Annotated in this window: 27 protein-coding genes; 16 read left to right on the forward strand and 11 right to left on the reverse strand. The window is 45.7% G+C overall.

The genetic code is table 11. The features are described 5' to 3' along the window. Nucleotides 1-26: 26 nt before the first annotated feature. The 5 genes from ABJ225_RS14315 (at nt 27) to ABJ225_RS14335 (ending at nt 6592) form a co-directional block, all read left to right on the forward strand. Nucleotides 27-4502 carry a phage tail spike protein gene (locus tag ABJ225_RS14315; protein ID WP_347320864.1) on the forward strand — a complete coding sequence of 1492 codons (4476 nt, stop codon included), beginning with the start codon at nt 27-29 and terminating at the stop codon, nt 4500-4502. A gap of 29 nt (nt 4503-4531) precedes the next feature. Beyond that, complete coding sequence (locus tag ABJ225_RS14320; protein WP_347320865.1) at nt 4532-4741, forward strand: hypothetical protein; 210 nt, start codon at nt 4532-4534, stop codon at nt 4739-4741. Further along, complete coding sequence (locus tag ABJ225_RS14325) at nt 4738-4935, forward strand: hypothetical protein (RefSeq protein WP_056540588.1); 198 nt, start codon at nt 4738-4740, stop codon at nt 4933-4935. Before ABJ225_RS14320 ends, ABJ225_RS14325 begins: the two co-directional genes overlap by 4 nt. 57 nt (nt 4936-4992) lie before the next feature. Further along, nucleotides 4993-5394 carry a phage holin family protein gene (locus ABJ225_RS14330; protein WP_056540591.1) on the forward strand — a complete coding sequence of 134 codons (402 nt, stop codon included), beginning with the start codon at nt 4993-4995 and terminating at the stop codon, nt 5392-5394. 118 nt (nt 5395-5512) lie between these two features. Further along, entirely contained in the window at nt 5513-6592 is a 1080-nt protein-coding gene (locus ABJ225_RS14335; protein WP_347320866.1) for a peptidoglycan recognition protein family protein, read from the forward strand. A gap of 233 nt (nt 6593-6825) precedes the next feature. Here the strand turns inward: ABJ225_RS14335 and ABJ225_RS14340 are convergent, their stop codons facing one another. Then, a complete protein-coding gene (locus tag ABJ225_RS14340) occupies nt 6826-6978 on the reverse strand; it encodes a hypothetical protein (RefSeq protein WP_347320867.1) in 153 nt (50 codons plus the stop codon). Between the two features lie 470 nt (nt 6979-7448). On the opposite strand from ABJ225_RS14340, the gene ABJ225_RS14345 reads away from it, so the two are divergent. Next, nucleotides 7449-7712, forward strand: coding sequence for a helix-turn-helix domain-containing protein (locus ABJ225_RS14345; protein WP_082529811.1), 264 nt, complete (start codon nt 7449-7451; stop codon nt 7710-7712). A 715-nt stretch (nt 7713-8427) separates the two neighbouring features. Then, complete coding sequence (locus tag ABJ225_RS14350; RefSeq protein ID WP_056540595.1) at nt 8428-8820, forward strand: S-Ena type endospore appendage; 393 nt, start codon at nt 8428-8430, stop codon at nt 8818-8820. A 306-nt stretch (nt 8821-9126) separates the two neighbouring features. Here ABJ225_RS14350 and ABJ225_RS22390 read toward each other — a convergent pair whose 3' ends face one another. Then, nucleotides 9127-9264, reverse strand: coding sequence for an Ltp family lipoprotein (locus ABJ225_RS22390; protein ID WP_481900629.1), 138 nt, complete (start codon nt 9262-9264; stop codon nt 9127-9129). 395 nt (nt 9265-9659) lie between these two features. Next, the gene (locus tag ABJ225_RS14355; RefSeq protein WP_347320868.1) at nt 9660-10544 is read right to left on the reverse strand and encodes a LysR family transcriptional regulator; all 885 of its coding nucleotides are present in this window, start codon (nt 10542-10544) and stop codon (nt 9660-9662) included. 121 nt (nt 10545-10665) lie between these two features. Here ABJ225_RS14355 and ABJ225_RS14360 point away from each other — a divergent pair, with 121 nt between their 5' ends. Next, nucleotides 10666-11094: a class I SAM-dependent methyltransferase gene (locus tag ABJ225_RS14360; protein ID WP_290032091.1), complete on the forward strand. Its 429-nt coding sequence runs from the start codon at nt 10666-10668 to the stop codon at nt 11092-11094. A 365-nt stretch (nt 11095-11459) separates the two neighbouring features. After that, nucleotides 11460-12233 carry a YtvA family blue-light photoreceptor gene (gene ytvA / locus ABJ225_RS14365; RefSeq protein WP_218246475.1) on the forward strand — a complete coding sequence of 258 codons (774 nt, stop codon included), beginning with the start codon at nt 11460-11462 and terminating at the stop codon, nt 12231-12233. Nucleotides 12234-12283: 50 nt separating this feature from the next. On the opposite strand, the gene ABJ225_RS14370 is transcribed toward ytvA, so the two are convergent. The 3 genes from ABJ225_RS14370 to ABJ225_RS14380 all read right to left on the reverse strand — a co-directional run bounded on the left by ABJ225_RS14370 (nt 12284) and on the right by ABJ225_RS14380 (nt 15495). After that, nucleotides 12284-13489, reverse strand: coding sequence for an AGE family epimerase/isomerase (locus ABJ225_RS14370; protein WP_347320869.1), 1206 nt, complete (start codon nt 13487-13489; stop codon nt 12284-12286). 85 nt (nt 13490-13574) lie between these two features. Then, nucleotides 13575-14453 (reverse strand): SDR family oxidoreductase, encoded by an 879-nt coding sequence (locus ABJ225_RS14375; RefSeq protein WP_218246477.1) that lies wholly within the window; start codon nt 14451-14453, stop codon nt 13575-13577. A 436-nt stretch (nt 14454-14889) separates the two neighbouring features. Further along, nucleotides 14890-15495, reverse strand: coding sequence for a TetR/AcrR family transcriptional regulator (locus tag ABJ225_RS14380; protein ID WP_218246478.1), 606 nt, complete (start codon nt 15493-15495; stop codon nt 14890-14892). Between the two features lie 154 nt (nt 15496-15649). On the opposite strand from ABJ225_RS14380, the gene ABJ225_RS14385 reads away from it, so the two are divergent. From ABJ225_RS14385 to ABJ225_RS14405, 5 genes are all read left to right on the forward strand, one after another. Next, nucleotides 15650-16846 carry a YhgE/Pip domain-containing protein gene (locus ABJ225_RS14385; protein WP_347320870.1) on the forward strand — a complete coding sequence of 399 codons (1197 nt, stop codon included), beginning with the start codon at nt 15650-15652 and terminating at the stop codon, nt 16844-16846. A gap of 189 nt (nt 16847-17035) precedes the next feature. Next, on the forward strand, nt 17036-17647 hold the full coding sequence (locus tag ABJ225_RS14390) for a DedA family protein (RefSeq protein ID WP_347320871.1): 612 nt from the start codon (nt 17036-17038) through the stop codon (nt 17645-17647). A 134-nt stretch (nt 17648-17781) separates the two neighbouring features. Further along, entirely contained in the window at nt 17782-18954 is a 1173-nt protein-coding gene (locus tag ABJ225_RS14395; protein ID WP_347320872.1) for an MGDG synthase family glycosyltransferase, read from the forward strand. Between the two features lie 39 nt (nt 18955-18993). Continuing rightward, nucleotides 18994-19683 (forward strand): polysaccharide deacetylase family protein, encoded by a 690-nt coding sequence (locus ABJ225_RS14400; protein WP_347320873.1) that lies wholly within the window; start codon nt 18994-18996, stop codon nt 19681-19683. A gap of 84 nt (nt 19684-19767) precedes the next feature. After that, entirely contained in the window at nt 19768-20406 is a 639-nt protein-coding gene (locus ABJ225_RS14405) for a DedA family protein (RefSeq protein WP_347320874.1), read from the forward strand. A 59-nt stretch (nt 20407-20465) separates the two neighbouring features. On the opposite strand, the gene ABJ225_RS14410 is transcribed toward ABJ225_RS14405, so the two are convergent. Then, nucleotides 20466-21056, reverse strand: a complete 591-nt coding sequence (locus ABJ225_RS14410) for an undecaprenyl-diphosphatase (RefSeq protein ID WP_347320875.1) — start codon at nt 21054-21056, stop codon at nt 20466-20468. A 319-nt stretch (nt 21057-21375) separates the two neighbouring features. Between ABJ225_RS14410 and ABJ225_RS14415 the strand changes: the two genes are divergently transcribed. Further along, entirely contained in the window at nt 21376-22086 is a 711-nt protein-coding gene (locus ABJ225_RS14415) for a response regulator transcription factor (RefSeq protein WP_347320876.1), read from the forward strand. Then, entirely contained in the window at nt 22064-23413 is a 1350-nt protein-coding gene (locus tag ABJ225_RS14420; protein WP_347320877.1) for a sensor histidine kinase, read from the forward strand. Before ABJ225_RS14415 ends, ABJ225_RS14420 begins: the two co-directional genes overlap by 23 nt. Before the next feature lie 299 nt (nt 23414-23712). On the opposite strand, the gene ABJ225_RS14425 is transcribed toward ABJ225_RS14420, so the two are convergent. The 4 genes from ABJ225_RS14425 to ABJ225_RS14440 form a co-directional block, all read right to left on the reverse strand. Further along, entirely contained in the window at nt 23713-24306 is a 594-nt protein-coding gene (locus tag ABJ225_RS14425) for an NDxxF motif lipoprotein (RefSeq protein WP_048015746.1), read from the reverse strand. Between the two features lies 1 nt (nt 24307). Next, nucleotides 24308-24853: an HAAS signaling domain-containing protein gene (locus ABJ225_RS14430; RefSeq protein WP_347320878.1), complete on the reverse strand. Its 546-nt coding sequence runs from the start codon at nt 24851-24853 to the stop codon at nt 24308-24310. A gap of 4 nt (nt 24854-24857) precedes the next feature. After that, nucleotides 24858-25190 carry a PadR family transcriptional regulator gene (locus ABJ225_RS14435; RefSeq protein WP_318341649.1) on the reverse strand — a complete coding sequence of 111 codons (333 nt, stop codon included), beginning with the start codon at nt 25188-25190 and terminating at the stop codon, nt 24858-24860. Nucleotides 25191-25698: 508 nt separating this feature from the next. Continuing rightward, nucleotides 25699-26151: a hypothetical protein gene (locus tag ABJ225_RS14440; RefSeq protein WP_048015743.1), complete on the reverse strand. Its 453-nt coding sequence runs from the start codon at nt 26149-26151 to the stop codon at nt 25699-25701. Between the last annotated feature and the right edge of the window lie 53 nt (nt 26152-26204).

Genomic DNA, 26204 nt, shown 5'->3' on the forward strand with positions numbered 1-26204 from the left:
GAAGCACAGAGAAAGGATGTGGTGACTTGGCTGATTTCTATGTATTTGATCCGGACGACAACCTATTGACGGTCTTGTCATCGGATGCTGATGGAGCTTGCTTGGTATACGCGGCTCCATTCGAAGACGAACTAAACCGTGAGCCTGTGTTTCAGATTAAGGCCACGGCGGATCATCCAGATGCCTCATTCCTCGTCAATGAAAACCAAGTCGGTTTTTATGACAAGGATGAGGTTTTTCGTTTGTTCATCATTAAGAATCCGGAATGGAGTAACGGAAAGGATGGCCCGGAAATTATCGCGGAATGCGTTTCCTGGATGCAGGAGCTTGAGGATGAGCCTCTGGAAGACATCCGGGCGTACAACGTTACCGCCGAAACAGCAGCAACGCGCGTACTAAGTAAAACCAGAATAAAGGTAGGGACCGTGGCGGAGTTAGGGATTAACTCGGCCAATTTTTATTATATTTCCGCCAAGAACGCCCTTGAAATCATCATCAATACATGGGGTGGGGAACTGAAGGATCGAGTCGAAATCGATGATAACGGAATAAAAGACCGATACATCGATATTCTGCCCAGGCGTGGACAAAATGCCGGAAACCGGTGGTACATCGATGAAGACATTGAGTCGTTAAACTACCGGATCGAATCGAGTCCCAAGACCGCCCTCTACGGAAGAGGGTCCAGTCTTCAAACCGAGGACGGGGGCTTTACCAGGAAAATCACCTTTGCCGACGTGGAATGGAAGGTAAGCAAGGGGGATCCGGTCGATAAGCCTCTTGGTCAAGAGTGGGTCGGGGACCCTCGGGCCCTCCAGAAGTATGGACGCAAAAACAAAGGCGGGACCAGGCGCCACCGGGTCGGCTTTTACGAGGATGGAGAACAAGAGGACCCGGAAGTTCTTCTTCAGGAAACCTACAACGCTTTGCAAGAGGAAATGGAGCCCATTCTGAATGTCAGCATGACGGTTCACCTCCTGGAGAGCATTTCGGGCTATGATCATCGAAAAGCCCGGCTGGGCGATACCACAATCGCAATCGATGATTCTTTTGCCCAACCCATTGAGCTGGAAAGCCGGATTATCAAGTTCAAGTATGACGTCGCTAATCCGGATAAGCCGGCAGAGGTCGAACTTGGAAGTTTTCTTGACTTCAACGACTCGGATGACCGGATCAGCGCCATTGAAGCAAGACTCAATGAAAAGAGTGGCGTCTGGTCAAATCCATCAATTCCGGATATGGGTCCCATCGACGACTATGACATCATAGACAGCCCGCCTCCGTCTATAAAGGGTCTCACAGCAGACGGGTTATTCAAGACCATCAAACTCAGCTGGGGATTCAATTCGGCCATTCATGTGGCTGCGTATGAGCTCTATGGCTCACAGTTCCCTGAGTTCATCCCAGGTCCATCGAATTTGCTCTTTAGAGGGAAGACAGGCGGATTTGTCCATAACGCGGGAACCAATGAGCAGTGGTACTTTGTCGGCCGTACCATGAACACCCACGGGGAATACAGTGACTTCTCCGATGTCGTAACGGCCCAAACGGCCAGGATCGTGACGGACGACATCTTGTTCGGGAGTGTCACGTCTGATTTACTGGCCGACCTCTCCATATCAGCGAAGAAGTTAGCCGATCAGGCGGTAACAAGTGGGAAGCTTTCTCCAGGAGCCGTCACGAATGGAAAGTTGGATGATGGGGCAGTGGATTTCAGCAAGATTACCAACGGAGCGGTGGGCAATGTGAAGTTGGCCGACCTGGCCGTCACAGTGGGGAAAATCGTAGATGGCGCGGTCAATAACAAGAAGCTCGAAGACTTGGCCGTCTCGGTGGATAAGATCGTGGACGGTGCCATCAGCAACATCAAATTGGGCAACAAAGCCGTATCAGTTGAAAAGATTGTAGACCAGGCAATCAATAATGCAAAGCTTGGTAGTTTATCAGTTAGCTATGAAAAGCTTATGGACAATGCGGTGATTGCTTCAAAGTTGGCGGAGCTATCGGTGGATGCCACCAAACTAGCGGACAGCGCAGTAACGGCAACGAAGATTGCCAATTTAGCAGTAGGGAACGCAGCCATTCAAAATGGAGCAATAACCAATGCTAAAATAGATAATTTGGCTGTAGATAATGCAAAGATTAGTGGCATTTACGCTGATAAAATCGTAGCAGGATCTTTAATGGTTTCGTCAGCAAATCTCTTCTCCTTTAGTCGGCCAGATCAAAGTCCAGGGTATGCGAGCCGCATCAACGACACAGAGTATATCTCTAAAAGGTCGTTGACCGTCGATACGACAGCGTACTTGAGATCCTACACCCTCCCGGTGAGTCCTGGGGAGGATATTGTCCTTTCTGCGTATTTCAAACGGATGACCACTGGGGCAGATGATTTCTACATTCGGATCAGATTCGAAACGGAATCTGCGGGGTTTGCGGGGGACGTCTTTGAATCATTAACCTCCTATTCATCTGAGTATCGGAAATTGGTGGCGAAAGTCAAAGCACCTTCCACGGCAGCCAGGATGATGATTGAATTCCGTAATGGGGCTTCCGGGACCGTTACGAATGTGAACGGGATCATGTGGCACCGGGGCATTGTCGCCCTGGACTATTCTCCTCACCCTGATGACGATATCAATGCCGGAGCGATCACAACGGATAAACTGTATGCCAGGTCTGTGACAACGTCGAAATTGGCCACAGGATCCGTTACAGCGAACGAGATATATGCAAGGGCTGTTACGACCTCAAAGATTGCTACGGGCGCTGTCACGGCGAATGAGATTGCTACAAGGACGATCCGTTCCTACGAGATGGCGACGAATACGATCACCGCCTCATCCGGGATTATTGCGGACCTGGCGATCGGGAATGCCATGATTGCCACCTTGGCCGTCACATCCACGAAGATTGGGATCGCAGCAGTCGGCACATTGGCGGTGGCGGACGCAGCCATCACGACGGCGAAGATTGGCAACCTGGCTGTCGGTAATGCCCAGCTCGATTATGCAGCCGTCACAACCGCCAAGATTGCGAACCTTGCGGTAGATAATGCAAAGATCGCCAGCGTAGACGCCTCGAAGATCAACGCGAATGAGCTCTCCGCCATTTCTGCCAATCTCGGGAAGGTAACGGCCGGTCTTGTAGACGGAGTAGAACTTGTCTCGAAATCCCCTAGTGTTGGGGGCAACGTAATATTTAACGGAACAACAATAAGGGCAGGTAAGGCATATTCTCAGAATATCTCTACTAGGGATTCCACTTACAATACTGAAGAAGGAGGAGAACTTTCAACAGGATCTTTAAGAATTTATCGTGACAGAATCACTAAAAGCACAGGTTATGCTTTAAGGGAGCAAGGTATAAGCGTTTACGCTGATGCTATGTATGTTACCCATGGTGAAAAATTTGAATTTGCAGGCTTGGACAACAGATATTTTGAATTTAAAGTAGGTGCATACAACAGCCCTCTATCCATTGCTTCGGGAGGAACATCAGTTTTAAATTTCTTTGCAAATGGGGTAAGTGGTTCAGAAGCGGTAACTTTGGAAGCATTGAGGGACATTGTTTTCCGTAGCAAAAGTAGTACTGGTAGTGTTACTTTTAGTGGGATTAAAACAAACTTTAATGTAGGGCCATATGGAATGAACGTTCTCTCTATCGGCTCATCGGGGAATGCTGGGGATCCAACAGTAGTATTCCAGAAAGAGCTTGCAAATAGATTTGCCTTTGATGGTGACGTTGATATGCAAAACAACAATCTAATTAACATCAACTCCTTGAGAATTAACGATCCTGGTAAAGGGGAAGGATTAACCTTCCTAAATGGGAATGGATTTGAAATCTCCGAATCTCCTTACAATAATCGGGTTGGCGGGAACGGAGCAGGAGAACTTACAGTCTTCCAGGGAGGACGAAATGTCTTTTCGTTTGGCGAGGACTCTAGGTCAACCTTCATTCGTTCAGATTCAATCTTTAACCGGACCTATACCTATGGGTCAAACCTTTACATTACATCCAACGGTGTAATGGGAAGAGACACTTCTTCAAGGAAGTTCAAATATCTCGAGGAAGAGATTCCAAAAGAGGAAGCATACAAAATCCTAAAGTTGAAACCGAAAACGTGGTTTGATAAGACGACCATCGATCAGTATGCGAACTACCTATCGAACGGTGGCTCTCTTGAAGACTTAGACATTCCTTATATGGAGAGGGTACCAGGAGCCATCGCGGAGGATGTCGCGGATCTTGGCCTTGATCTCTTTGTAAATAAAGGCTTGCCGGACGAACAAGGTAATCGCTCCATCCAAGGCTTGAAGTATGAGAGGCTTCCGTTTCTATTTATCCCAATTTTGAACGATAACGTGGAAGACATCAAAGTGCTGAAACATGAGAATGAAACCAAAGGTAGAGAAATCGCAGAACTAGAAAAGAAATATGCGGACCAGGAAGAACGAATGATGGTCTTAGAAGAAAAAATAAACCAAGTGGGGGCATAATTGCCCTCTTTTATAAGGAGAATGTATTCATGGAAAACCAAAACCAACAAATCGACCCTTCTTTTTTCATCAAAATCATCGGGCAAAAGGAAGTCCAGCTCACCGCACTAACACAGCAATTCACCCTTCTCACTCAAGAAAATCAAGACTTGAAGGAGAGACTGGAGAAAGCCGAGGGACTCCTTCAAAAAGAACATAAAAAAGCCAAACAGCAAAGGAAAGGTGGTAACCGTTCATGATTAAAGTAACTGTCGTTGAGCATAACGGAACAAAGCATAAAACCGAAGTAGAAGAATGGAATGCAGCTGTCGCCAAGGAATATCACGAAACGATTAAGGAAGCACAAGGGCATTCCGACCCTGAACACACCGTCATCATTGGAGATGTCATCATCGATGCCCGGTCAGTCAATAGCATTAGCAAAGCCGAATAGAGTTCGCCCAAAGCCTATAAGGCTTTTTTATTTTGACAAAATTATGAGGTGAGAGAAGTGGAGGAAACATCGTTGTTATTGAATGTTGAGTCTTTGGATGTAGCAAGAGCGTATTTATTTGGGAACGTAAAGTTTATAGATCTCCTTATGGTGTTGATTATCATTGATATCATCACGGGGATTGTTAAGGCGATTAAGTTTGGGAAACTTCGCAGTCGCAGTGCTTGGTTTGGGTATGTGCGAAAGATGTTGACGTTCCTGGTTATCATCGTGGCAAATATCATTGATCAAATTCTTGGACTCAGTGGGGTGATAACCTTCGGGACTGTCTTATTTTATGTTGGCCAGGAAATTCTCTCTATCACGGAGAATCTGGCACAGGTCGGGGTGAAGGTCCCCCGAAAGATAAAGAACAGCCTTCAGGTCATCGAGGAGAAAAGTGAAGACGTCGATAAGTAAGCTCCCTATCCAGGGGGCTTTTTCTAATTCAATCAGAATGGAGAGAATGTAAATGGTCAAGCTTAATTACAAGGTCAAACATATCAGAAAAAACAAGTATTCAAGACCCGGTTTTAAGTTGCTGAGATTGCAAGCTGTAACAGAACATTGGACAGCTAACTACGGCGCAAGCGCAGAGAATCACTTCGTCTATTTCGATAAAACAATCATTGAGATCGAACGTTATGCCGGGGCCCACATCTTCGTGGATCGCTTCCAAGCGCTTGAACTGATCCCATTAGATGAAGGGACATTCGGTGCGAACGACGGAGGGACAGCGGGATTGAAGTTGTCCTCACTCAGGGCTACAGATCCACGGTATCCAACCATCGATGGCCAAGGGAACGCCAATCTCCTTTGCATCCATGTGGAAATGTGCGTAGAAGAAGACGGAACAATCCATCCAGACACTCTCGCACGGACAGCCCTTGTAAATCAGTACCTGCAGAAGAAGTTCCCGCAGCTGAAAGATACAGAAAATCGTTTTGTCCGTCATTTTGACGTTACCGGAAAGAACTGTCCGGCTCCAATGGTATCGAATCCAAGCTTGTGGAAAGAGCTTTTAAGGATGACAGATGCTAAAGTGGTCGTCCCTCCATCCAAACCAGCAGCAGTCGAGCCGAAAGAAGAAAGTACCCCTACTCATAAAACGAATTGGGTACGATCGAAAGTCGATGATCTTCGATACTACTCGAAGCCATCATGGAACGACAAACATGTTGCAGGACGTCTGCCTAAAGGGTATGGATTCCCGCAGGCGGTCCGTAAAGTGAGAGTCGACGATGCGTGGCAATATGAGGTGAAGAACAGCAAAGGGGAAACGTACTATGTGACCGCATCAAGTAAGTATGTGACAGTCGAGCATACGCCGGCGACGTCCACCGCACAGAAGCCAGATAAACCAAAACCAGCACCAAAGCCAAAATGTCCTAAAGCCATCGGACGAATCAAGATCGTTAAGGTGATGAGCGCTGCTTATGTACAGGATCAACCTGACCGGAAAGTATCTGGGGAACTCGGACAAGTGAAAAAAGGCTCTTACCTTGAAGTCGCAGGATCCGTAAGAGGAAAACACAGTGAATCGGGGTACTGGGAAGTATTCTATAAAGGAAAACGAGGTTATGTGACAGGAGAATTCGGTAAGTACGAACCTTTCTAAATAGAAACAGCCACCCCTGGGTGGAGGGTGGCTGTTTCACCATATCACATAAAAGGTCGTCCAATGCAGTAGGGGATAAATCCTACATTTAAAGGGTAACCATTAGCAAAAAGAATATACATTGGAAAAAAATAGTTGAAATCAGCGAAGAATAATTGTATCGTTGATAATGCCATATATGGTATTCGACAAATTTTTTAGCCCCCTCACGATTATCGTGAGGGGGCCTTTTTTTATTTGAAGATTTTCCCCAAGCTTTTACCGGTCGCCCTTCCTGCAGCACGACGAGCAATTCGTTTTCCGACCGTGCCCTTTCTGACTGCATTGATGTCGCCAAGGATCCTGGCCATCAGATATAATGCTTTCCGCACCTTATTAATCGACAATGGAAATTCCTCCTAGCCTTTTTACCCATCATAACTGGAAAAACTCTGTTTGTCTGTAACTATACGGAAATGGTCTATCCGGTACCAAAAATAGTGCTGTTTTTTAAAGGGACTTGGATTCGTAGCAAAAGAATCCTACCTTGAAGTGACCGGATCTGTCAGGGGAAGAATAAATCTTCTGGCTATTGGGAAGTGTTCTACAACGGGAAGAGGGGCTTTGTCACTGGAGAATATGGAGATTATGAATCTAAATAGGAGATAAAAATACAGGGCTTACTTGTCTTAGTTTGAAGGAGTAAGCCCCATTTTTAGACCACGAATCCATAAATAGTATATATTACTTGTAGTAAAATGTTGAAATAAAAAAGGTTAAATGCAATATTTAATATACTACATTTAATTTTTGAAGATTAAATAACTTTTTCATAATCCAGATTATAAAAATAATCAAATTTGAGTGAGTTGATAAAATGGATATCGAAAAAATTATAGGTAAACGAATTCGGTTGAGTCGGAGAACCAAGGATATAACTTTAAAAGACCTAAGCAATTTAACTGGAATATCAATAAATTATCTTTCCGCTATTGAACAAGGTAGAGCTAATCCATCATTAAAAAAAATTGATATTATATTATTCCATTTGGAGATGACGTGGGGAGAGTTGTTTTCACCTGATACACTTTCTACACCAAATAACGATGATGTGATAATATCAAACCCTCTAGTACGCTAAAGATTAGGTTTAATAAGAATACTTTAAAGGACAAGAAAAATAGCCATCCTAGTCGGCTGAGGATGGCTATTTTTCCAATTAACAAATAATCCTCATTAAAAATTCCACTTGTTTTCTCTTCAGCATAATTGAAAAAAATTTATCTGTGACTATACGGAAATTGGACTTTCCATTGTGTTCAAGACCGTGTCAAACGCATGACATCAAAGAACCTTGGAGCCGTAGCAACAAAGGGCCTTCCCTTTAAACTAACAGGATTCGTAAGAGGTAAGGCCAGCTCTTCTGGGTATTGGGAGTTATATTCAAGGGTAATCAAGGGTTTGTTACAGGGTAGTTTGGAGATTTTAAATCATTCTAGCCATAAGAGGAACTTAACTACCGCTAATATTTCAAGGAGAGGAATCTTCTACGAACACTTTTCAACAAGTCACATAATATTGTTATTGTAAGGATCGATAAATCATCAGTCCTTTTTAATTCACTTTGTGACCTGGAAACAGCTGGGGGATCGGCCTATCCTTTTCTCTTTCTCTAAGCATCTTAGAGAGAGAGTTTTTTTCGTTTTATGTAATTTTTCCACTTGAAATTGCAGTGGGTAAATATAAATCAATTTATTGTTGGATTAGTGAATTACACGTAAAAAAAGGCATTGGTACAAGCATAAATGATTTCACCACATAGTCTATAGAAGTGAAAAGAAAGGTGGTGAAATCATATGGATTGCTTCAGTAAACCTTTAGGGAAAGACATTAAATGTCCGCAAAGACCAAAAAGGGAGTGCAAAGACGCTCATTTTGAAAACTGTTCCCCTATCTCTGGTAGAGGAAACAGAGACGTCAATGTTATTTTTGATGTTGAACCAAACAGTCTTCATGTAACGGCTGCAGGTACAATTGAAAATTTTAGTGATCAATCGTTTAACGTTCGTTTTGAGAGAGAGAATAGTGCGCCAATTATTATTTTAGTAGCTCCTCATAGTTCTATTACGTTCGTTTACGATAACCTAGTTAGGATTGCAACAACTGGTACAGCACCAGATAGAACCTACAACGGCTCTTTAAAGATTCAATTGCACTATACCTTTGAAAGAGTTTGTAAAAAATATTAATTTGTTAAAGCCCCGAACAAGGGGCTTTTTTATGTATGAAAAATATATTTACAGGACAAAATAAAAAAACTATATATGTAATTGGGGTGGCGGGGTGAAACTGGTTATAATCACATGTATTGTGTTAATTCTCTTATTTTTTTATTATGTATTGAATGATAATTATCAGATATAATTAAGCAGCGAATTTTCATATCAATTGGATTATATCGCTATTAGTTCTATTATTATGTAAAATGTAATTGTCTTTGAGGTATTTGATAAATTGTTAAAACCCCCTCATTTAATTTGTTAAGGGGCCATTTTTTATTCTGAGTTATCTACAGCATATTGAGCTTCTTCAGGTGTATACTTCTCTCTATGATCAGAAACCAATTGATTATAAACAACATCAGTAGATATATCCATTACATCAGCATAAGTTTCGGATTTCTTTAATGCTATTTACTGAGTGGCTTATACTAATATTTTTTTACACATTTTTTACACATGGAAAATGAAAAACCCTTATCGGATAAGGGTTTAATGCTACATTTATACGTCCTCCGAGGGCGTACCAGAGACTTTGTGTTTGCTGAGATTATCAGCAGGCATGGGGTCTTTTTTTTGTCTTTTGTTTGGGTGCTTTTCAAATGGTTTTACCACGCAACCAATACCAGGCAATGGGAGGAATAAACATGGCAAGAAGAAAAGCGCTACTAGCCCCAGAGTATTAAGTTCGTTAAACTAGTCGGCGTTATCCGGTGTTTATTTTTGAGCGGGTATACATATAGTTGTTCAGATTATACCCGTCAGTTTAATAACATTTACAGAAGAAAGCTATTACTCGCACTCCTCCCTCAACCATCCGAACGTGCTCTAAAAAACTCAATAAAAGTCCTCACAGCAGGAGACAACAAATCTTCGCTATCCAAACTCACCAGTGCTATCTGACGATACATCTGTGGGAAATCAACAGGGTTAAGTTTTACTAGTGTATTATTATCTAATAAAGCTTGAACCATTGATTCTGTAACCAATGTGATCCCATTGTTGGATAAGACAAAATCAAGTGCCGTGCTGGGTGGAAGTTCAAGGTGATCAAGTCCGGGTGTAATCATCGATTTTTGCCAATGTTTACTTTCCTCGCTCCAGTCGACAATGATATAAGGGGAGCATTCCTTTACTAATTCAGACACAGTACGATCATGAGTAACAGCGATGGGGTGATCACGATGAGCTACCAGAATGAGTGGTTCCTTCAGTACGGCATGATGCTTTATCTCCGTATTAAAGTATGGAAATGTGATCAAACCAATCTTAATGAATCCATCAAAAAGCATTTCAAAAAGTTGCTCATTATGTCCGGTGTGGATTTCTACTTGAATGTCGGTAGAACTCCGATGTAATTGTGAAATGATTGAACTAAAAGCGCCTGAAGTGAAGGTAGGTAATGTACCTATCGTCACATGTCCAACTTTACCTTCTTGAATTGATTTGACTCTGTCCACCCCTCGGGAGAGAATGTCAATCATCTGCAAGGCATATGGAAGGAAGCCTTTCCCGATGTCAGTAAGTTCCACCCCTTTGCCTGCCCGCTGAAAGAGACTGCCCCCTATTACTTTTTCAATTCCTTGTACTCTTATACTGATCGTAGGTTGGGATAGGTTGAGATGCCTGGCCGCCTTACTATAACTTCCGAGCCTTACAACATGAACAAATGCCTCTATTTGATTGATATCCACAAACGTAACCTCCAATTACTATAAAAAAATTCAATAACACCTATAGTTTCTATTATATTGTTTTATAAAACTGCTGACTTATAATTTTTTAGGAAGATAAAATGTCTGCAGAGGTGAAGGAATGAAATTCATAAAATGGCTAAAAACAATCCTAGAGGACCAATACGAACGGCCATCGGGTCTTCTGGGACTGTATATTGGAGAAAAAATGGTGGTGCAGCATGAACCTGAAACACGATGGACACTTGATTTATTGAACCTGAATGAGGAAGAGTCCGTTCTGGAATTAGGATGTGGAGCTGGGTACGCATTGAAGCTTTTAGCTAAGAAACCTGCTGTTGAAGAAGTAGTGGGAATGGATTTATCCAAGTCGATAATCGGTTCAGCTAAAAGAAGAAATAAGGATGCGATAAAAAGGGGAAAGGTTAAACTGGTACATGGAGATGTAAGGGATCTTCCTTTCAAAGACCAACTTTTCACAAAGGTCATGAGTATACATTCAGTATATTTTTGGGGGGGAGTTGCCTCGAACAATTCGGGAAATGTATAGAGTTCTAAAACCAGGAGGTACAATCGTTATTACTTTATGTAATGGAACAAGTGAAGTATCATGGGGTGGAGTCAATAAGATGATAGACGAACAGCTACTTCCTCTTATGAAGGAAAGTGGGTTAAAGAATGTACTGTTGAAAACAGGAACAAGATCAAGGGGATATCAGACAGTAGCCATATGTGCAGAAAAATAAGCGGTCCTGTTGCTGTACTGAAAGGAAGGCACTCACCAAGTAGACTAGATTGATACATTTACTGTAAAACATTACAATTTGTAGACACCTTTCCAACTATATTATACTAATTGGTAGATATAATTGGATCAATAAGTTACCCATGTCAAACCAATCATTAGGGGGAAATGTGTCTATTAACCTGAGTGAACATATATTATTAAAAGCCTTGAACTATACAGGGGCGGGTGTGTTGATCACCGATCCCGTTCTACCTGATAATCCTATCGTTTTTGCAAACAAAAGCTTTGCCGCGATGACGGGGTATTCCATGGAGGAAGTGATGGGGCGGAATTGTCGCTTCCTTCAAGGAAATGAGACCGATCAGAATGAGATTGATAAGCTTCGTGTGGCCATCAAGGATAAAGAATCCGTCTTCATTGAAGTCCTGAACTACAAGAAAGATGGCACGCCGTTTTGGAATAGCCTGTCGGTGGATCCCTTATATATTGAAGAGGAAAACAAATATTATTTTGTAGGTGTGCAACGGGATGTGACCGCGAGAAAGAGGGCGGAGGAAAACTATAAAAAGGCCCTCTTAGAAATTGAGCAACTTTCTTGTCCCATTGTCCCTTTAATCGGTGATATTGCAGCTCTTCCTCTTGTCGGGACGATGAATGAACATCGATTTGAGGTCGTATACGAGGGGGCCTCTCAACATGTATCGGACCATCATATCGAGAAATTGATTATTGATGTCTCGGGTTTGACCTACCCTTCGTCTGATGATCTTGAAGGAATCTTCCGATTGGAAAGCCTTATGAATGTAATGGGGACCGAACTGCTTGTGACCGGCATCACGGCAGAAATGGCCATGCTCGCGAATTCTCTGAACATCGACTTTCCTTCTTCGCTTAAAACAGCTCCAACGATTAAACGTATGCTTGAAGATATCTATTACTAAAAACAGCCCCCTTGTTTCCAAGGGGGCATTGTTGTTTCTTTACGTATTCATTAACTTGGGTCATCCAGTGCAATGATCGCCTGATAACAAGCCGCCACGGGATGATAATCCGTCTTAGGAGGCGAACTCTTCTCTTGGCTGTATTTCTCATTCTCACGGTCAAGGAGCTTATACCAGCCTCCGTGCTCATGATCCATGAGGTTCTCAGCAGAATAAGAGAATAGCCGTTGATACTTCTCCCAGTATGCCTGATTTTCCGTTTTGGCAGCAAGCAGGGCTGAGGCGGCAATGGCTTCTGACATCACCCAGTAGTTTTTGTCGTGGTCGATTACGTCAAGCTCAGGTGAAACGGCAAAGAAGAGACCGCTGTAGTCTTTGTCCCATCCAAGCTCCCAGGCTCTTTCATAGAGATCTTCTGCCTTCTCAAGCATCCAAGATTCAGAGCGGTGACGATCGAGCCACATGAGGAGCTTGGCCCACTCGAATTGATGCCCGGGGATGAAGCCGTATGGGCGGAATTCATCTTTTGTATCGCCTTTATTGAACGCGTAATCGGGCTCCCACTCCGGGGTGTAGTTTTCCCACACAAGTCCGCCTGACCGGTCGGCCAAATCGATGGTAACCTTTTTCGCAAGATTATAGGCCCTTCGTAGATACAGCTCATTTCCTGTTGCCTCGTATGATGATAGCATCGCTTCGCACAGATGCATATTGGGGTTTTGCCCTCTGTAGGGGGAGAGACTCGTCCAATCTGCATTCCACTCATCACGATACAATCCGTGATCCTCATCCCAGAAACGGGTTTCGAGCACATCATATACATTTTCCATTACGTCTTTTGCTTCTTCGATACCGGCTTTGTAAGCGATGGATGATGAGAGCAGTACGAATGCATGACCATAGGCCGTTTTGGCAGGATTCTCCACCTCGGTGCCATTTATTTCAAAAAAATAGCCGTTGTGCTGATGATCCAGGTGATGCTCATTCAAGAATCGGATACCGTGACGGGCTGCTTCAAGATAGTGGTCACCTCCGCCAAGGATGGCACCGATGCTGAAATTATAGATATACCGGCTGGTGGCAACGAGGTGCTTGGTTGTGGTGTCGGTGATGGTGCCGTCGTCCAGGAAGCCGTTGATATAGCCGCCTTTTTCGTGATCGATGCAGGCGGGGTAATATAAATCAAGCGTCTTGAATACATGCTTCTTCAGCTCTTCTTGATTCTGAAAATCGGTGGACGGACCGGGTGTCTTCATCGTGTTGCTCCTCCTTCGTCTTAATTTTCTTCCATATTAAAAAACTGCAGAAAAGCGAACTTTTCTGCAGTTTTTTCATTCACCCTTAAGAAGACATGTAGCCTCCGCCGTTCACGTGGATGAACTGTCCGGTCATATAGGCGGATCCTTCTGAAGCGAGCAGGATGTATGGCTCTACAAGGTCTGCGGGCTGTCCCGGACGGCCGAGTGGAGTCGATACACCGAAGGATTCCTGTAATTCGGTGGTCATGGTTGCTGGGATAAGCGGCGTCCAGATAGGACCTGGTGCCACACCGTTCACGCGGATGGCTTTTTCGGCGAGTTCCTGTGCAACGGAACGGGCGAATGCCACGATGGCGCCTTTGGTAGACGTGTAATCAATCAGTGCTTTGTTTCCTGTGTATGGGTTGATGGAAGCGGTGTAGATCAGGCTGTCACCGGCACTCAGATGCGGGATGGCTGCTTTCGTGAAGTACACCATGGAGAAGAAGTTCACGTCAAACGTATGCTTCAACTGCTCTGCGCTGATTTCCGTGACGCTGTTCTTTACTTCCTGACGTGCTGCGTTGTTCACGAGGATATTTAATTTCCCGTGCTCTTTGATGACGTCTTCAACAACACTGAAGCAGAAATCTTCATCCACTACATCCCCAGGGTGAAGGGTGCATTTGACGCCTTCTTCCTCGATGCGTTTCTTCGTCTGTTCGGCATCCTCATGTTCATCTAAGTATGAAATGGCAATATCCGCGCCTTCTTTTGCATAGCCGATCGCCACGGCTTTCCCGATTCCGCTGTCTCCCCCTGTGATGAGGGCAACCTTGCCTTTCAGCTTTCCTGAGCCCACATGGCTTTCCAATTCATAGATCGGTGTCGGATCCATCTCTTTTTCGACTCCAGGCTGTTCGGATTGAGTTTGGGGAGTGACTCCGTTTGATAAAAAGGTTTGTTTGTCCAGTTCGCTCATTGCTGATTCCTCCTTGTTTATTTTCGTCGCTTAGTTAAGTACAGTATTTACCATTCCACATTCATATGGGGTTAAAACCAATTTATTAAATGTAATCGTTTAACAGGTAAAAGTTTTTCTGGAATAATGTTTTGGTCGATTGCGCTATTGAAGATAAAGGAGATGGACTCACATTTTTCAGTCTCAGATCCGTTTCAATTACTCAGGATGGGTAAGGGGCTACATGCCATCCAGATCTCACTGAATACTTGAGCGATGGTTATGAAATGTTGTTCATACGATGGATAGAAAGGGCGGACAACCTATGGTATTGGGGAGAGGTAAGGTTGATCTTTATTGGGTGGATAGATGCTGATGAGGGTATCTGCATAAACATATTCATCATTTTATTGAAAAAGCATTCAACCACCATGGCTGAATGCTTTTTGTGTGAGGATCATTGCCCTCCACCCATCATCGCCTCCAACGGCCCCTGACTCATGATCTTCGTCATCATCAGGGCGATATCCTCGACGGGAAGATCATTTCCACTTGTCATCCAGTGCGTCAGGAGACCGATGTTGGCCGAAGTGATGTACGCCATGAAATAATCGGCGGGCACGGTGGGTGAGTCGGTTTCGGGTCCGAGGTACTGCTCAAACTTTTTCAGCATGTTTTCTTTCATGAAGTCCTTTAGCTGCATGGCGAGGTGAAGGTCTCCTTCGGGCAGCAGCATGACTCGGAGGAAGTCACTATGGGATAGGAGGTATTCCAATAACGCTTGGATCGGTTCGTAAGGTTCGTTCTGTTTGGCTGCGATCCGGATGTCTGTCGGATCGATTTTTGATGTGAGAAGGGGGAGTTCGGCAAAGATTTCCTCTTTCAGCTGATCGGTGAGGTCTGCGACGTCCTTGTAGTGAAGATAGAACGTTCCCCGGTTGATGTCGGCCCGTTCGGTCAGGTCTTTGACAGTGATCTTGGAGAGTCCTTTTTCCGGGATGAGGCTGAGAAGGGCGTCCCGGATCAACTGCTTGGTGCGGATCTGCCTGCGATCATTTTTCATTTTTTTTCGCTCCTTACTGGACAGTATGTGAGGATGTGTTGAGTATGGGACACATCGTTGGAAATTGAGTATTGTACGGAAGTCATATTCCATTATAATCAACAATGTGATTACTAATCAACAGCATGTTCATTATAATAAGGAGTTGATCAATATGAAATTTTTCAAAAACAAAATCGTATGGGCATCGCCCATGATCGCATTTGTGATTATCTTCATCTTTTCCCTTACAGCGGTACCGACCGTGCAACCTACACCGAAGGATCTGCCCATTGCCGTAGTCAATGCAGATGAAGGATTCACGGCCCCGGATCAGGAAAAGATGAATGCTGGAGAGAAAGTCTTGGAAAATATCCGTGAAAAGTCCGGTACATCGGTGAAATGGGTGCAGGTGGCTAGCGTGGAAGAAATGAAAAAGGGGATGGACGGACAGGACTACTACGCCGGACTGGTCATTCCGAAGGATTTCAGCGCCAAGCAGGCATCGCTCCAGACCGCAGAGCCTGAAGCGGCACAGATGGAAGTGGTCGTGAATCAGGGAATGAACACCGCCGCTTCCACAATGGCCGGTCAGATGCTCAATGGGGTGGTCGACCAGCTCAATCAATCGATCCGCACACAAGTCATGGACGGTATGGTGAATCAGGGTGCCACTTCCCTGTCGATGGAGCAGGCAGAGGTCCTTGCCGATCCGATCGAGAAAAAGGTGACCAATGTCCATATTCCCGGTGAGAACAGTGCCAATGGGAACTCGCCTGTTTCCCTGTTCCAACCTCTATGGATGGCAAGTCTTGGGAGCGCCGCTCTGATCTTCTTCCTTGTCAGGAAGGGAACGGTATCCTCCCGGAAACAGAGCCTGTTGGTCAAAGCCGGCCAGGCAGCGGTCGGGATGGTGATCGCCCTGGTCGTCGGGTTCGGTTTAAGCTGGGTCGCTTCCGATATCGTGGGCATCCATATCCCGGATTACATGGATACGGCGATCTTCCTGGCCATCACATCGTACAGCTTTTACCTCATGATCTCGGCGGTCCTTGCCATCTTGGGGTCGAAGGGACTGCCGGTGTTCGGGCTGATGCTGTTCTTCGGTCTTCCGCTTCTGACGCTTGCTCCGGAGATGCTCCCGACTTTCTATCAGGATTGGATCTATCCTTGGCTGCCGATGCGTTTCATGGTGGAGGGATTGAGGGAGATGTTCTTCTTTGATCACGGTCTGGTATGGAACGTCCCACTCCAGACGTTGACGGGGATCGGAGTGGTCAGTTTGATCATATTGTTGCTCTCCGGCGTCAAGCCGGGAGATATCGAGATAGATGTCCCTGAAGAGGGAATTGCTCCTGAATTACATCATTGATTGTGTACAGAAAGCCCGATTTCCCACCGGAAAATCGGGCTTTTTTGTTGGGTATGTGCTGGTAGTTGAAACGACTCATCCTATGTAGGAATCCCATTTCCCCTTGCAAAACTCCTCACGACGAGGCAAACTAATGGAAGTATTATGACATCCAACAGACACTTCATGAAGTCTCGGAAAAGAGGAATTATGAATACTGATACCCTTCTACACTACTTGGATCTATACGGATATGCCATCATCTTTCTTTTCTTATTCCTGGGGATCGTCGGGATCCCTGCTCCGGAAGAATCGCTGCTCTTCCTGATCGGCGTACTGATCTTCCAGCACAGTCTTTCTTTCGTGCCCGCCACGCTGGCGGCCTTCTTCGGTGCCTTCATCGGGATGCTGTCTGCGTATGTGGTGGGAAGATACATCGGGAGTCCGTTCATAAGGAAGTACGGGAAGTATGTGGGCATCACTGAGGAACGATGGGACAAGGTGCAGGAGAAATATATGAAGAATGTGCGGAGGACGATCCTCCTCGGCTATTATATGCCGGGCATCCGGCAGATCAGCCCGTATTTCGCGGGAATCAACCGCATCGGGTTCGGAAGCTTCTTCTTCTTGTCCCTGGTAGGGGCGTTGATCTGGACGCTTCCCTTCATCCTGGCCGGTCTTTTTGTCGGAAGCAAAGTGGATATCAATCCTGCGTATGTTCCTTACCTCGGCCTAGTGTTCCTGGCTATTTTCTTCCTGTTCGTCCTGATCAATTATGTGAAAAAGAAAAGAGCGAAACGAATGAACAGCCCTCAGGAATGACGGGCTGTTTTCCTTTTCCTGAAAATCTCCTTTTTTTACATTAAAAATTGATGAAGATGGGCGCATTTCGGATTTTTGATGGTAGATTAAAGATTGAAATGACATGTTGAGAGCTGACAGGAGATGAAATCGACATGAAGAAAATTCTATTCTTACCGTTCTTGCAAATGCGCTCAGGGCATCATCAAGTTGCCGAAGCACTCATGGATTGCATCAAGGAAACACGGGCAGATATAGAAATGAAAAAGGTGGATTTGCTGAGCTATAGCAATCCACATATTGAAAAGCTGGTGACGAAAAGCTATCTGAACTGGATCCGCTATGCACCAGCCACCTATAATCTTGCATATAAAACCCTTTTTAATAAAGAAACAGAAAAGAGCCGTTCGTTCAAGGTCCGTCACTACTTCTTTCTGAAGAAGATGGAGCAGCTATTAGTGGAAGAAGAGCCGGACTTGATCGTTTGCACCCATGGATTTCCTTCCTACCTTCTCAGCGAGCTGAAGAGGCAGGGGAAATGTGAGGCGCCGGTGATGAATGCCTACACGGATTTCTTCGTCAACAGCGTCTGGGGAAGGGAGGAAATCGAGTATCATTTGCTTCCCAACCCGGAATTGAAGCGCGAATACAGTGAGCGCTATCGTATCGCAGAGCAGCGGATGATGGTGACAGGGATACCAGTGCACCATCAGATTACGGGCACTACCTCCTCCAAGTCACCGGGGGCGCGCCCTAAAGTATTGATGGCCGGAGGGAATAGCGGGCTCGGCTGCATGATGAAACAGCTTGAGGGCTTCAAGAAGAGTTCCCCGTTCGATCTCTACGTTCTCTGCGGGAACAACCACACCTTGTATGAAGAGCTGCAATCATGGAACGCGGATCACATCAAGCCTCTTCCGTATCTCTCCTCCAGGGAAGAGATGAACGAGCTGTACGATGAGGTGGATGCCATCGTCACGAAGCCCGGAGGTGTCACGATCAGTGAGGCCCTGCATAAAAAGCTGCCGATCTTTGTTCAATCGGTGTTGCCCGGGCAAGAGGAGATCAATATGCGATACCTGACGGAAAAAGGCTTGGTGTTCAAACTCAATCAGGATCACTCCCTTGAACAAGAACTTCTTGGCATTTTGATGGATCGCGAGACCATGAAACAATGGAAGACATCCATCCAACTTTACCAAAACGGCATGGAAACCGAAGCGCCGAAAAAGATTGCTGAGTTCATGAGCAGCATCATCGAAGGGACCGTCCACATGCCTCCAAGCTATGAAGAACAGGCTGGCGTGTACGGACTTGCTAGAGCTTGATCAACGAAATGAAAATCAACATGGAATTGAGGGAACGCAATGGTGTATATCATAGCAAGCATCTTCTTCCTCCTCGCCCTGTACACGGTCATTCCATACGGCTTGTCACGCGGGCTGGGGTGGAAGGTGATGAAAAGGGTGGAGAGTCCGACGGATATTGCTTTCACCTTTGATGATGGACCGGATCCTACCTATACGCCTGTGCTCCTGGATGTTCTGAAAGAAAACGGGGTGAAAGCCACGTTCTTCGTAGTCGGAAGTAAAGCCGAGAAGAACCCTGATATCATCAGGCGGATGCACCGGGAAGGCCATCTCCTCGGCATCCACAATTATGAGCACACGTCCAATTGGCTCATGAGTCCGTGGAAGGTGAAGGAAGGGATCGAGAAAACGGCAGCGATCATAGAAGAGATTACGGGTGAACGAACCATCTATTACCGACCACCGTGGGGAATCTTGAATCTGATCGATTTTATCAAGAAGAGTCGTTACTTCATCATTCTCTGGTCGATTTCCGCAGAGGACTGGAAGACATCCGGTGGTAGTGACAAGATCCGACGTGCCTTATCCGGTATCAAAGGGGGAGACGTTGTTCTCCTCCATGATTGCGGAGATACACCTGGAGCGGATATCGAGGCGCCGGCCATCACAATCGAGGCGTTGAAAGATGTGCTCCCTGCAGTCAAGGCAAAAGGATACACATGCGTCCGCGTGGACGAGATGCGGTAGATTTGAATCAGATGGATTGGTGAAATGCCGGACCATCGTTTATCATGGATAGAGTAATAGGTCATCAGGATAGGAGCTAAAAGAGTGAGTACTATCATCGATGTTTTTCTGCATCTTGATCAGCATATAGCGGGGTATATGAATGAATACGGCGTATGGATCTACGTCATCTTGTTTGTTATCATTTTTTGTGAGACGGGTCTTGTGGTCCTTCCGTTTCTTCCGGGGGACTCCCTGCTTTTCGCTACAGGGGCCATTGCAGCATCCGGGTCGATTCACCTGATGTGGATCTTCCTGATCTTCTGTGTGGCGGCCATTGCCGGAGACACGCTTAATTACACCATTGGTCATTATTCCGGGAGTAAGGTGGAGGCACGGGAAAAACTGTTCTTCGTGAAAAGGGAGTCGTTGGACAAGACCAATCGCTTCTTCGACAAGCATGGTTCTGCCACGATCATCTTGTCGCGATTCATCCCCATCATCCGGACGTTCGCCCCGTTCACAGCTGGGGTGGGGAAGATGCCCTACGCGAAATTCCTTTCCTATAATGTAATAGGGGGAATCCTTTGGGTAGGTATCGCGTTGTTTGCCGGCTATTTCTTCGGGAACATCCCGGTGATCAAGGACAACTTCAGTGTCCTCGTATTGGGTATTGTCCTCGTTTCCCTTCTGCCCGTCGCATTTGCTTTCGTCAAGAACAAATGGACGGCATTGAAGGGCTGATACCATAAACAAAAGGAAAACACCGGTCGTATCAACGGATCGGTGTTTTCCTTTTGTTTTTACTTGAAGTCGATGGTTCGCACAGATTCCTTCGATTTGGGGACAAAGGGAATGCGATTGTAGATTCGGATGATCCCATTTACGAGTGGGGCAAGGATCGGATAGAGCTTATAGATCACCAAGCTGACGATTCCTGCTACGACGATGCTTCCAGCCACATCAAAGGGATAATGGTTCCCGACATAGATGCGCGAGAATCCGGTCAGGAGAGCGAAAGCGAGCATCACGGAACCGAGCTTGCGGTGCACGTAAAGCACGGCGAAGGCAAGGGCAACGGCACCTGTCGTATGATCACTCGGGAATGATGCATCTGCATCATGAGGAACGAGCAGATTCACTTCGTGCGAGACAAACGGCCTTGGTTCGAAATATATATGGGCAATGACGCTATTAAGAATCAAGGCGACAATGCCCGTGATTCCTGCATAGAGGACCGTACGCTTCATATCGTTTTTTCCGAAGAGCCACATCAGTACAAGGACAATGGCAAAAATGAACAGGGCATTGTTGGTCACCCCTGCCATGAAACCATCCCAAAACGGATGATGCCCGGCATGTTGATTAATGGATTTAAATAGTGAGTAATTCAAAATGATCTCCTTTATAAATGAGGATGTGTCGAAGCACGAGTACATGCTTCCGACCTAAGAGGGGTACAGCTACTATATAAAAGAAACCTGAACGCCCGATGAAGAAAACATTAATAAACAATTAAAATAGAGAGTATCATATTTTTCGTCATGGTGAAAGGTATGAGGGAACGGGACCGTGCTGGTTTATAGGAATAGTCCATTAAAAATTCATGAAAATGACTGCGTTCATTCTTTAACATGCTACAGTATAGGTAGGAAGAACCTGTGGATAATGAAACAAGATATAGATCGTTAGAAGAGAAGGGATGAAGCCAGGGTGAAAACGCATGTACTTGTCGTGGAAGATGAAACGCAAATAGCCCGTGTCTTGAAAATGGAGCTTGAATATGAAGGCTACGAGGTCACCGTGGAGCATGAGGGAAAGAAAGGACTGGAACGGGCCCTGCAATCGGGGGTCGACCTGATCCTCCTGGATGTGATGCTCCCGGGCCTCAGCGGATTTGAAGTGCTGAGACGCATCCGCAAAGAAGACCGCGACACGCCGGTGATCCTACTGACCGCACGGAACACCACGTTCGACAAAGTGTCGGGACTTGATCAGGGTGCGAACGATTATGTGACCAAACCATTCGAAATCGAAGAGCTCCTCGCCAGGATCCGGGCATGCCTTCGGAACCATTCTCCAAGTGAGGTGAAAGATGAACGGCTAGTATCGGTGGAGGACCTGGTGGTCAATACGGAAACGAGAGAAGTGTGCAGAGGTGGCTCATCCATTACGTTAACACCGAAAGAGTATGATTTCCTTGTCTACTTGATGATCAATAAAAATAAAGTCGTGACCAGGGAAAACATCATCCTGAACGTATGGGGCTATGAATATGAAGGGGAAACGAACGTGATCGACGTGTTCATCAGGCATCTCAGGGTCAAGGTCGACGAAGGCTTTTCAAAGCAGCTGATCACCACCGTCAGAGGGGTCGGCTTCACCATGAAGGAGAACCACGATGAAAATTACAACCAAGATTAACCTGCTTACCACTGCTTGGATGCTGTGCATTCTGGTTGTCATCAACTTTGTCGTGTACTTCCTGTTCGTTCAGAATACCGTAACCATGGAAGAAGATGTTCAATTCCACAAAGCGAAGGAGATCATGAAGGAAGTCGGAGGGATGCCGACCACGAACGACCTTGATATGGCGTTGAAGAAGCATCTTACCGAGCACTCCTTCATCCGGATCATGGGGCCGGGCGATGAACTGATTCATCAGGTGACAAATGACAGCGTGCTCTCCTCGAAGATAGAAGGAAAGTTTGCCGAGAACAAAGAAGCGAAGAATCATGTAATCAAGAACCAGCGTCATGAGGAACAGGTCCTGGTTGTCCGGGTTCCCTTCGGTAATGGAGAGCGGAGCCTCGAGATCGTCGAACGTTTGGAAGGACTGGAGGCACGTAAGGAAACTCTGAAGGGCATCCTCATTGCCTGTACGGTCCTTGCCGCCGTCTTCTCTCTTCTGGGGGGCAGATGGCTTGCCAACACGATCATGCGGCCGATCTCCAATATGATCAAGACAATGGAAGAAATCGAAACGAGCGGGGTGCCGAAGACCATCTCCATTGAAAAACGGGAAAACGATGAGTTGCAAACGATGGCTCAAACGTTCAACCGGATGATCAGTAGGATCCAAGGGAACATGGCGAAACAGGCCCAGTTCGTTTCGGACGCTTCCCATGAGTTGAAGACACCGCTGACCGTCATCAAGAGCTATGCCAATCTGCTTCGGAGGCATGGGGTTGAAAACAAAGAAATCGCCGACGAAGCCATTCAGGCCATCCATTCAGAAGCAACGAGGATCCAGAAGATGACCGATACGTTTCTCGACTTGGCAGATCTTGAGAAAGAAAACGTCCTTGAAATCAGTCAGATCGACCTCGTGACCCTCTCTCGAAGCAGCATCAAGCAGCTTCAGGAGGTCTATCATCGGGATATACGCCTGCACACGGACGCTCCACGGGTGATCATTCCGGCGGATGAACTGAAGATCAAGCAGGTCATCATCATCATTCTTGATAACGCCATGAAATACAGCAGTGACAAAATCGATGTCTATATCGAGAAGGTAGGCGATCTCGCCGTCCTCCGCGTCAAAGACTACGGGATCGGAATCCCAAGGGAAGAGATCACCAACATCTTTGAACGATTTTACCGCGTCGATAAAGCAAGAAGCAGGGAAACCGGCGGTACCGGCCTCGGACTCCATATTGCCCGGAGCATCATGAAGTTGCACCTCGGAGAGATCAACATCCGGAGTGAGGAAGGGAAGGGGACCGAAGTGGAGCTTGTGTTTGTAGGATGATAAAACAAAAAAGGGACCATTTCATGAAGAACACTCATACAGCTTCTTTATGCCGCTTATGATTTCCGTGCAAGACTTCGCTTTTCGCGGGTAGCCCGTGAGCCTCCTCGGCGGGCCTGCGGGGTCTCACATTAGCTACTCTTCCCGCAGAAACTTCGTCTTGCACTCCAATCAACCGCTGAAAACAATGAAATCGTAATGGTCATGAAACAAGTAAAAACCCGAATTTATTCGCCTGCTCAAAGGCAAAAAATTCGGGTTTTACTATGGCTAAAACACTTCTGTCACAGCCTCTTTCTTTATTGTTGGAATGCCCGTGTCTGAATGTCCTTCTCACGCAGGAAGTCTTCGATTTTCTTCTGTTCCCGGCCGTTCACGGACCCACTTGATCCGAGGAGGGTTTCCAGGTCACTGACTTTCATCTCTCCCTTATCAAAGCGATCAAATGCTTTATCCATGGAACGTATATAGTCATTGTAGTCGGTGATATATCGGCTTATGCGGTCCGCTTCTTTGGCATAATCAGCCGGGAGGGAGTTGGCTGTGATAAAGTCGCTGAACTTCTGATCATTCTCTTCTATTAAGGAAATGGTCTTATTTACTTTATCCATCTCTTCGCGAGTCGGCTCCTCCTCGGAATAGATGGTTTCCTGGAAAGCCTGCATGATTTCATCCAGATCCTCACTGCTATCCAGGTACAGGATGATGGCGCTCTTTATTTCGTCTTCCGTAATGGACGCGCCCTTACGATCAGACGTAAAGATGGTGTCTGGGACTTGAACCTCCGACAAGGTTGCGACCGGTTCATCTTCCAGGTCTTGATGGGGTTCAGCTTGCTGGCAACCACAGAGGACGAGTAGTGTAGTCATGATTCCAATACAGAACCTTTTCATCTTATGCTCTTCCTTTCATAATGGATAAGTTCCATTTTAAATTCCGGATCACTATGGCAAGAAGCCCCTTTCCTATATAAAAGCCAAGGACAGCAAGAACGCCACCGAGTAATACTCCTTTGATGACCTCTACTATTTCTGGTGTACCGACTGTGTCGAAGCCATTGAGGATCCCCATCCCGACTAGAATAAGAGGAGATAGAATCATGATTGGCACAGCAATGATGAATGCAAGGATGAATGGAGACAAGAGCAATAGGATGAATAAACCCATCAGTAGAAGCAGGAAATTCGCCATACTCAAGCCCATGATGGATAGTGCGGCATGGACAATGTTTTTCAAAGTCCTCCGTTCATCTGCTTTATCCAGCGCATACACGGCGTTCAATTCTTTTGCGATATCTTTCGGGTCTCCCAAACGGCTGGAGGTTTCCTGTTCGGGCAGCCCTGCTTTCAGGTCAAAATGAAAATGTGCCTCATATTCTTGGCGGATTTCTGCCTTTTCTTCGCTGGACAGATATCGAAGGTGTTTCATCAGTTGATTCAAAAATTCATCGCGCCTCATCGGAATCACCCTTCTTATTGATGAAAAATTGGACAATAGCAGCAAATTCCTCCCACTCTGAAGCCAAGAGTTCGTACTGGTCCCTTCCTGAATCAGTCAGGGAATAATACTTTCTCGCAGGCCCCTCATTTGACTCCTGGAAGTAGGTAGTTAAGTGTCCCTCTTTTACGAGCTTTCTCAGAATTGGATACACTGTTCCTTCTGATATGTTAATCCGGTCAGATATTTTCTTGATCAAAGAATACCCGTACGCATCCCCATTTCGAATAATCGACATCACCACAAGCTCCAGAACCCCCTTCTTAAATTGAGCATTCATCTTGATTCCACCAATCCTGATGTACTAATTAATGTTTGGTACTATACATTGTATTATAGTGGATTTTACTAAAAAAGGAAGATAAATATGAAACTAAGTCCCATTTTTGTTAAAAAGTATAAGGGGATGCAGGGAGTAAATGCTTGTCCCAATTGGTTCGGAGAATTGTTTTGTAGCAATAGAAAGGTCCTGGAATAAAAAATGAGGATGAGACAAATATTTTTTAGTCATAGTAAAACCCGAATCATTTGCCTACGATAAAGCAAATGATTCGGGTTTTACATTCGTTTAATGAACATTCGAATTTCATCGTTTCCAGCGGTTGATCGGAGGCAAGACGAAGACTCCAGCGGGAAGAGTAGCTGATGTGAGACCCCGCAGGCGTGCCGAGGAGGCTCACGGGCTACCCGCGGAAAGCGTAGTCTTGCACGGAGATCATGAGCGGTAGTAAGATCCTATACTGATCGTGTTCGGCATGAAAGGGGCCTCTTTTAGTTTTGTCCCATCCTCACTTCGCCATCACGCCATCTTGCCATTTCATATACCAGTAGATCAACACGCTCAAAATGGTCGTGATGCCATACACCCCAAGCGGATGAATCCGGTGCAGTTCGTATATGCCTAAGTACTCGAACCACGGACTCACCAAAAATGCGAGAAACGCATCCACCACCAGATTCGTGATGAAGTACCGCCAGAAATGTCCGTACGTGAAATATAAGATCACGATCGTTCCAACAAGGAACAGTCCGTACACAAAAGAGGTGATATTCGTGAACAGAGGAATCGTCCTTGTCACCTTCCACCAGTCTAAGGCATCGGCCATCTGGAACACCACGGTCAGGAGCAGTGCTCCGAACACACCTCCTGGGAAGAATCGTTTCACTTGATAAGAACGCAATGGGATCAGGATAAACCAGGGCAGGATGAGCATGGACCATAATAAGAGTAGCGTAAACATAAACTCTCCTTCGTTCCGTCATTTGCCCTTAGTATGTCCGTCCTATTCATTCT

Source organism: Rossellomorea sp. RS05 (assembly GCF_039822645.1).
Lineage (GTDB): Bacteria > Bacillota > Bacilli > Bacillales > Bacillaceae_B > Rossellomorea > Rossellomorea marisflavi_B.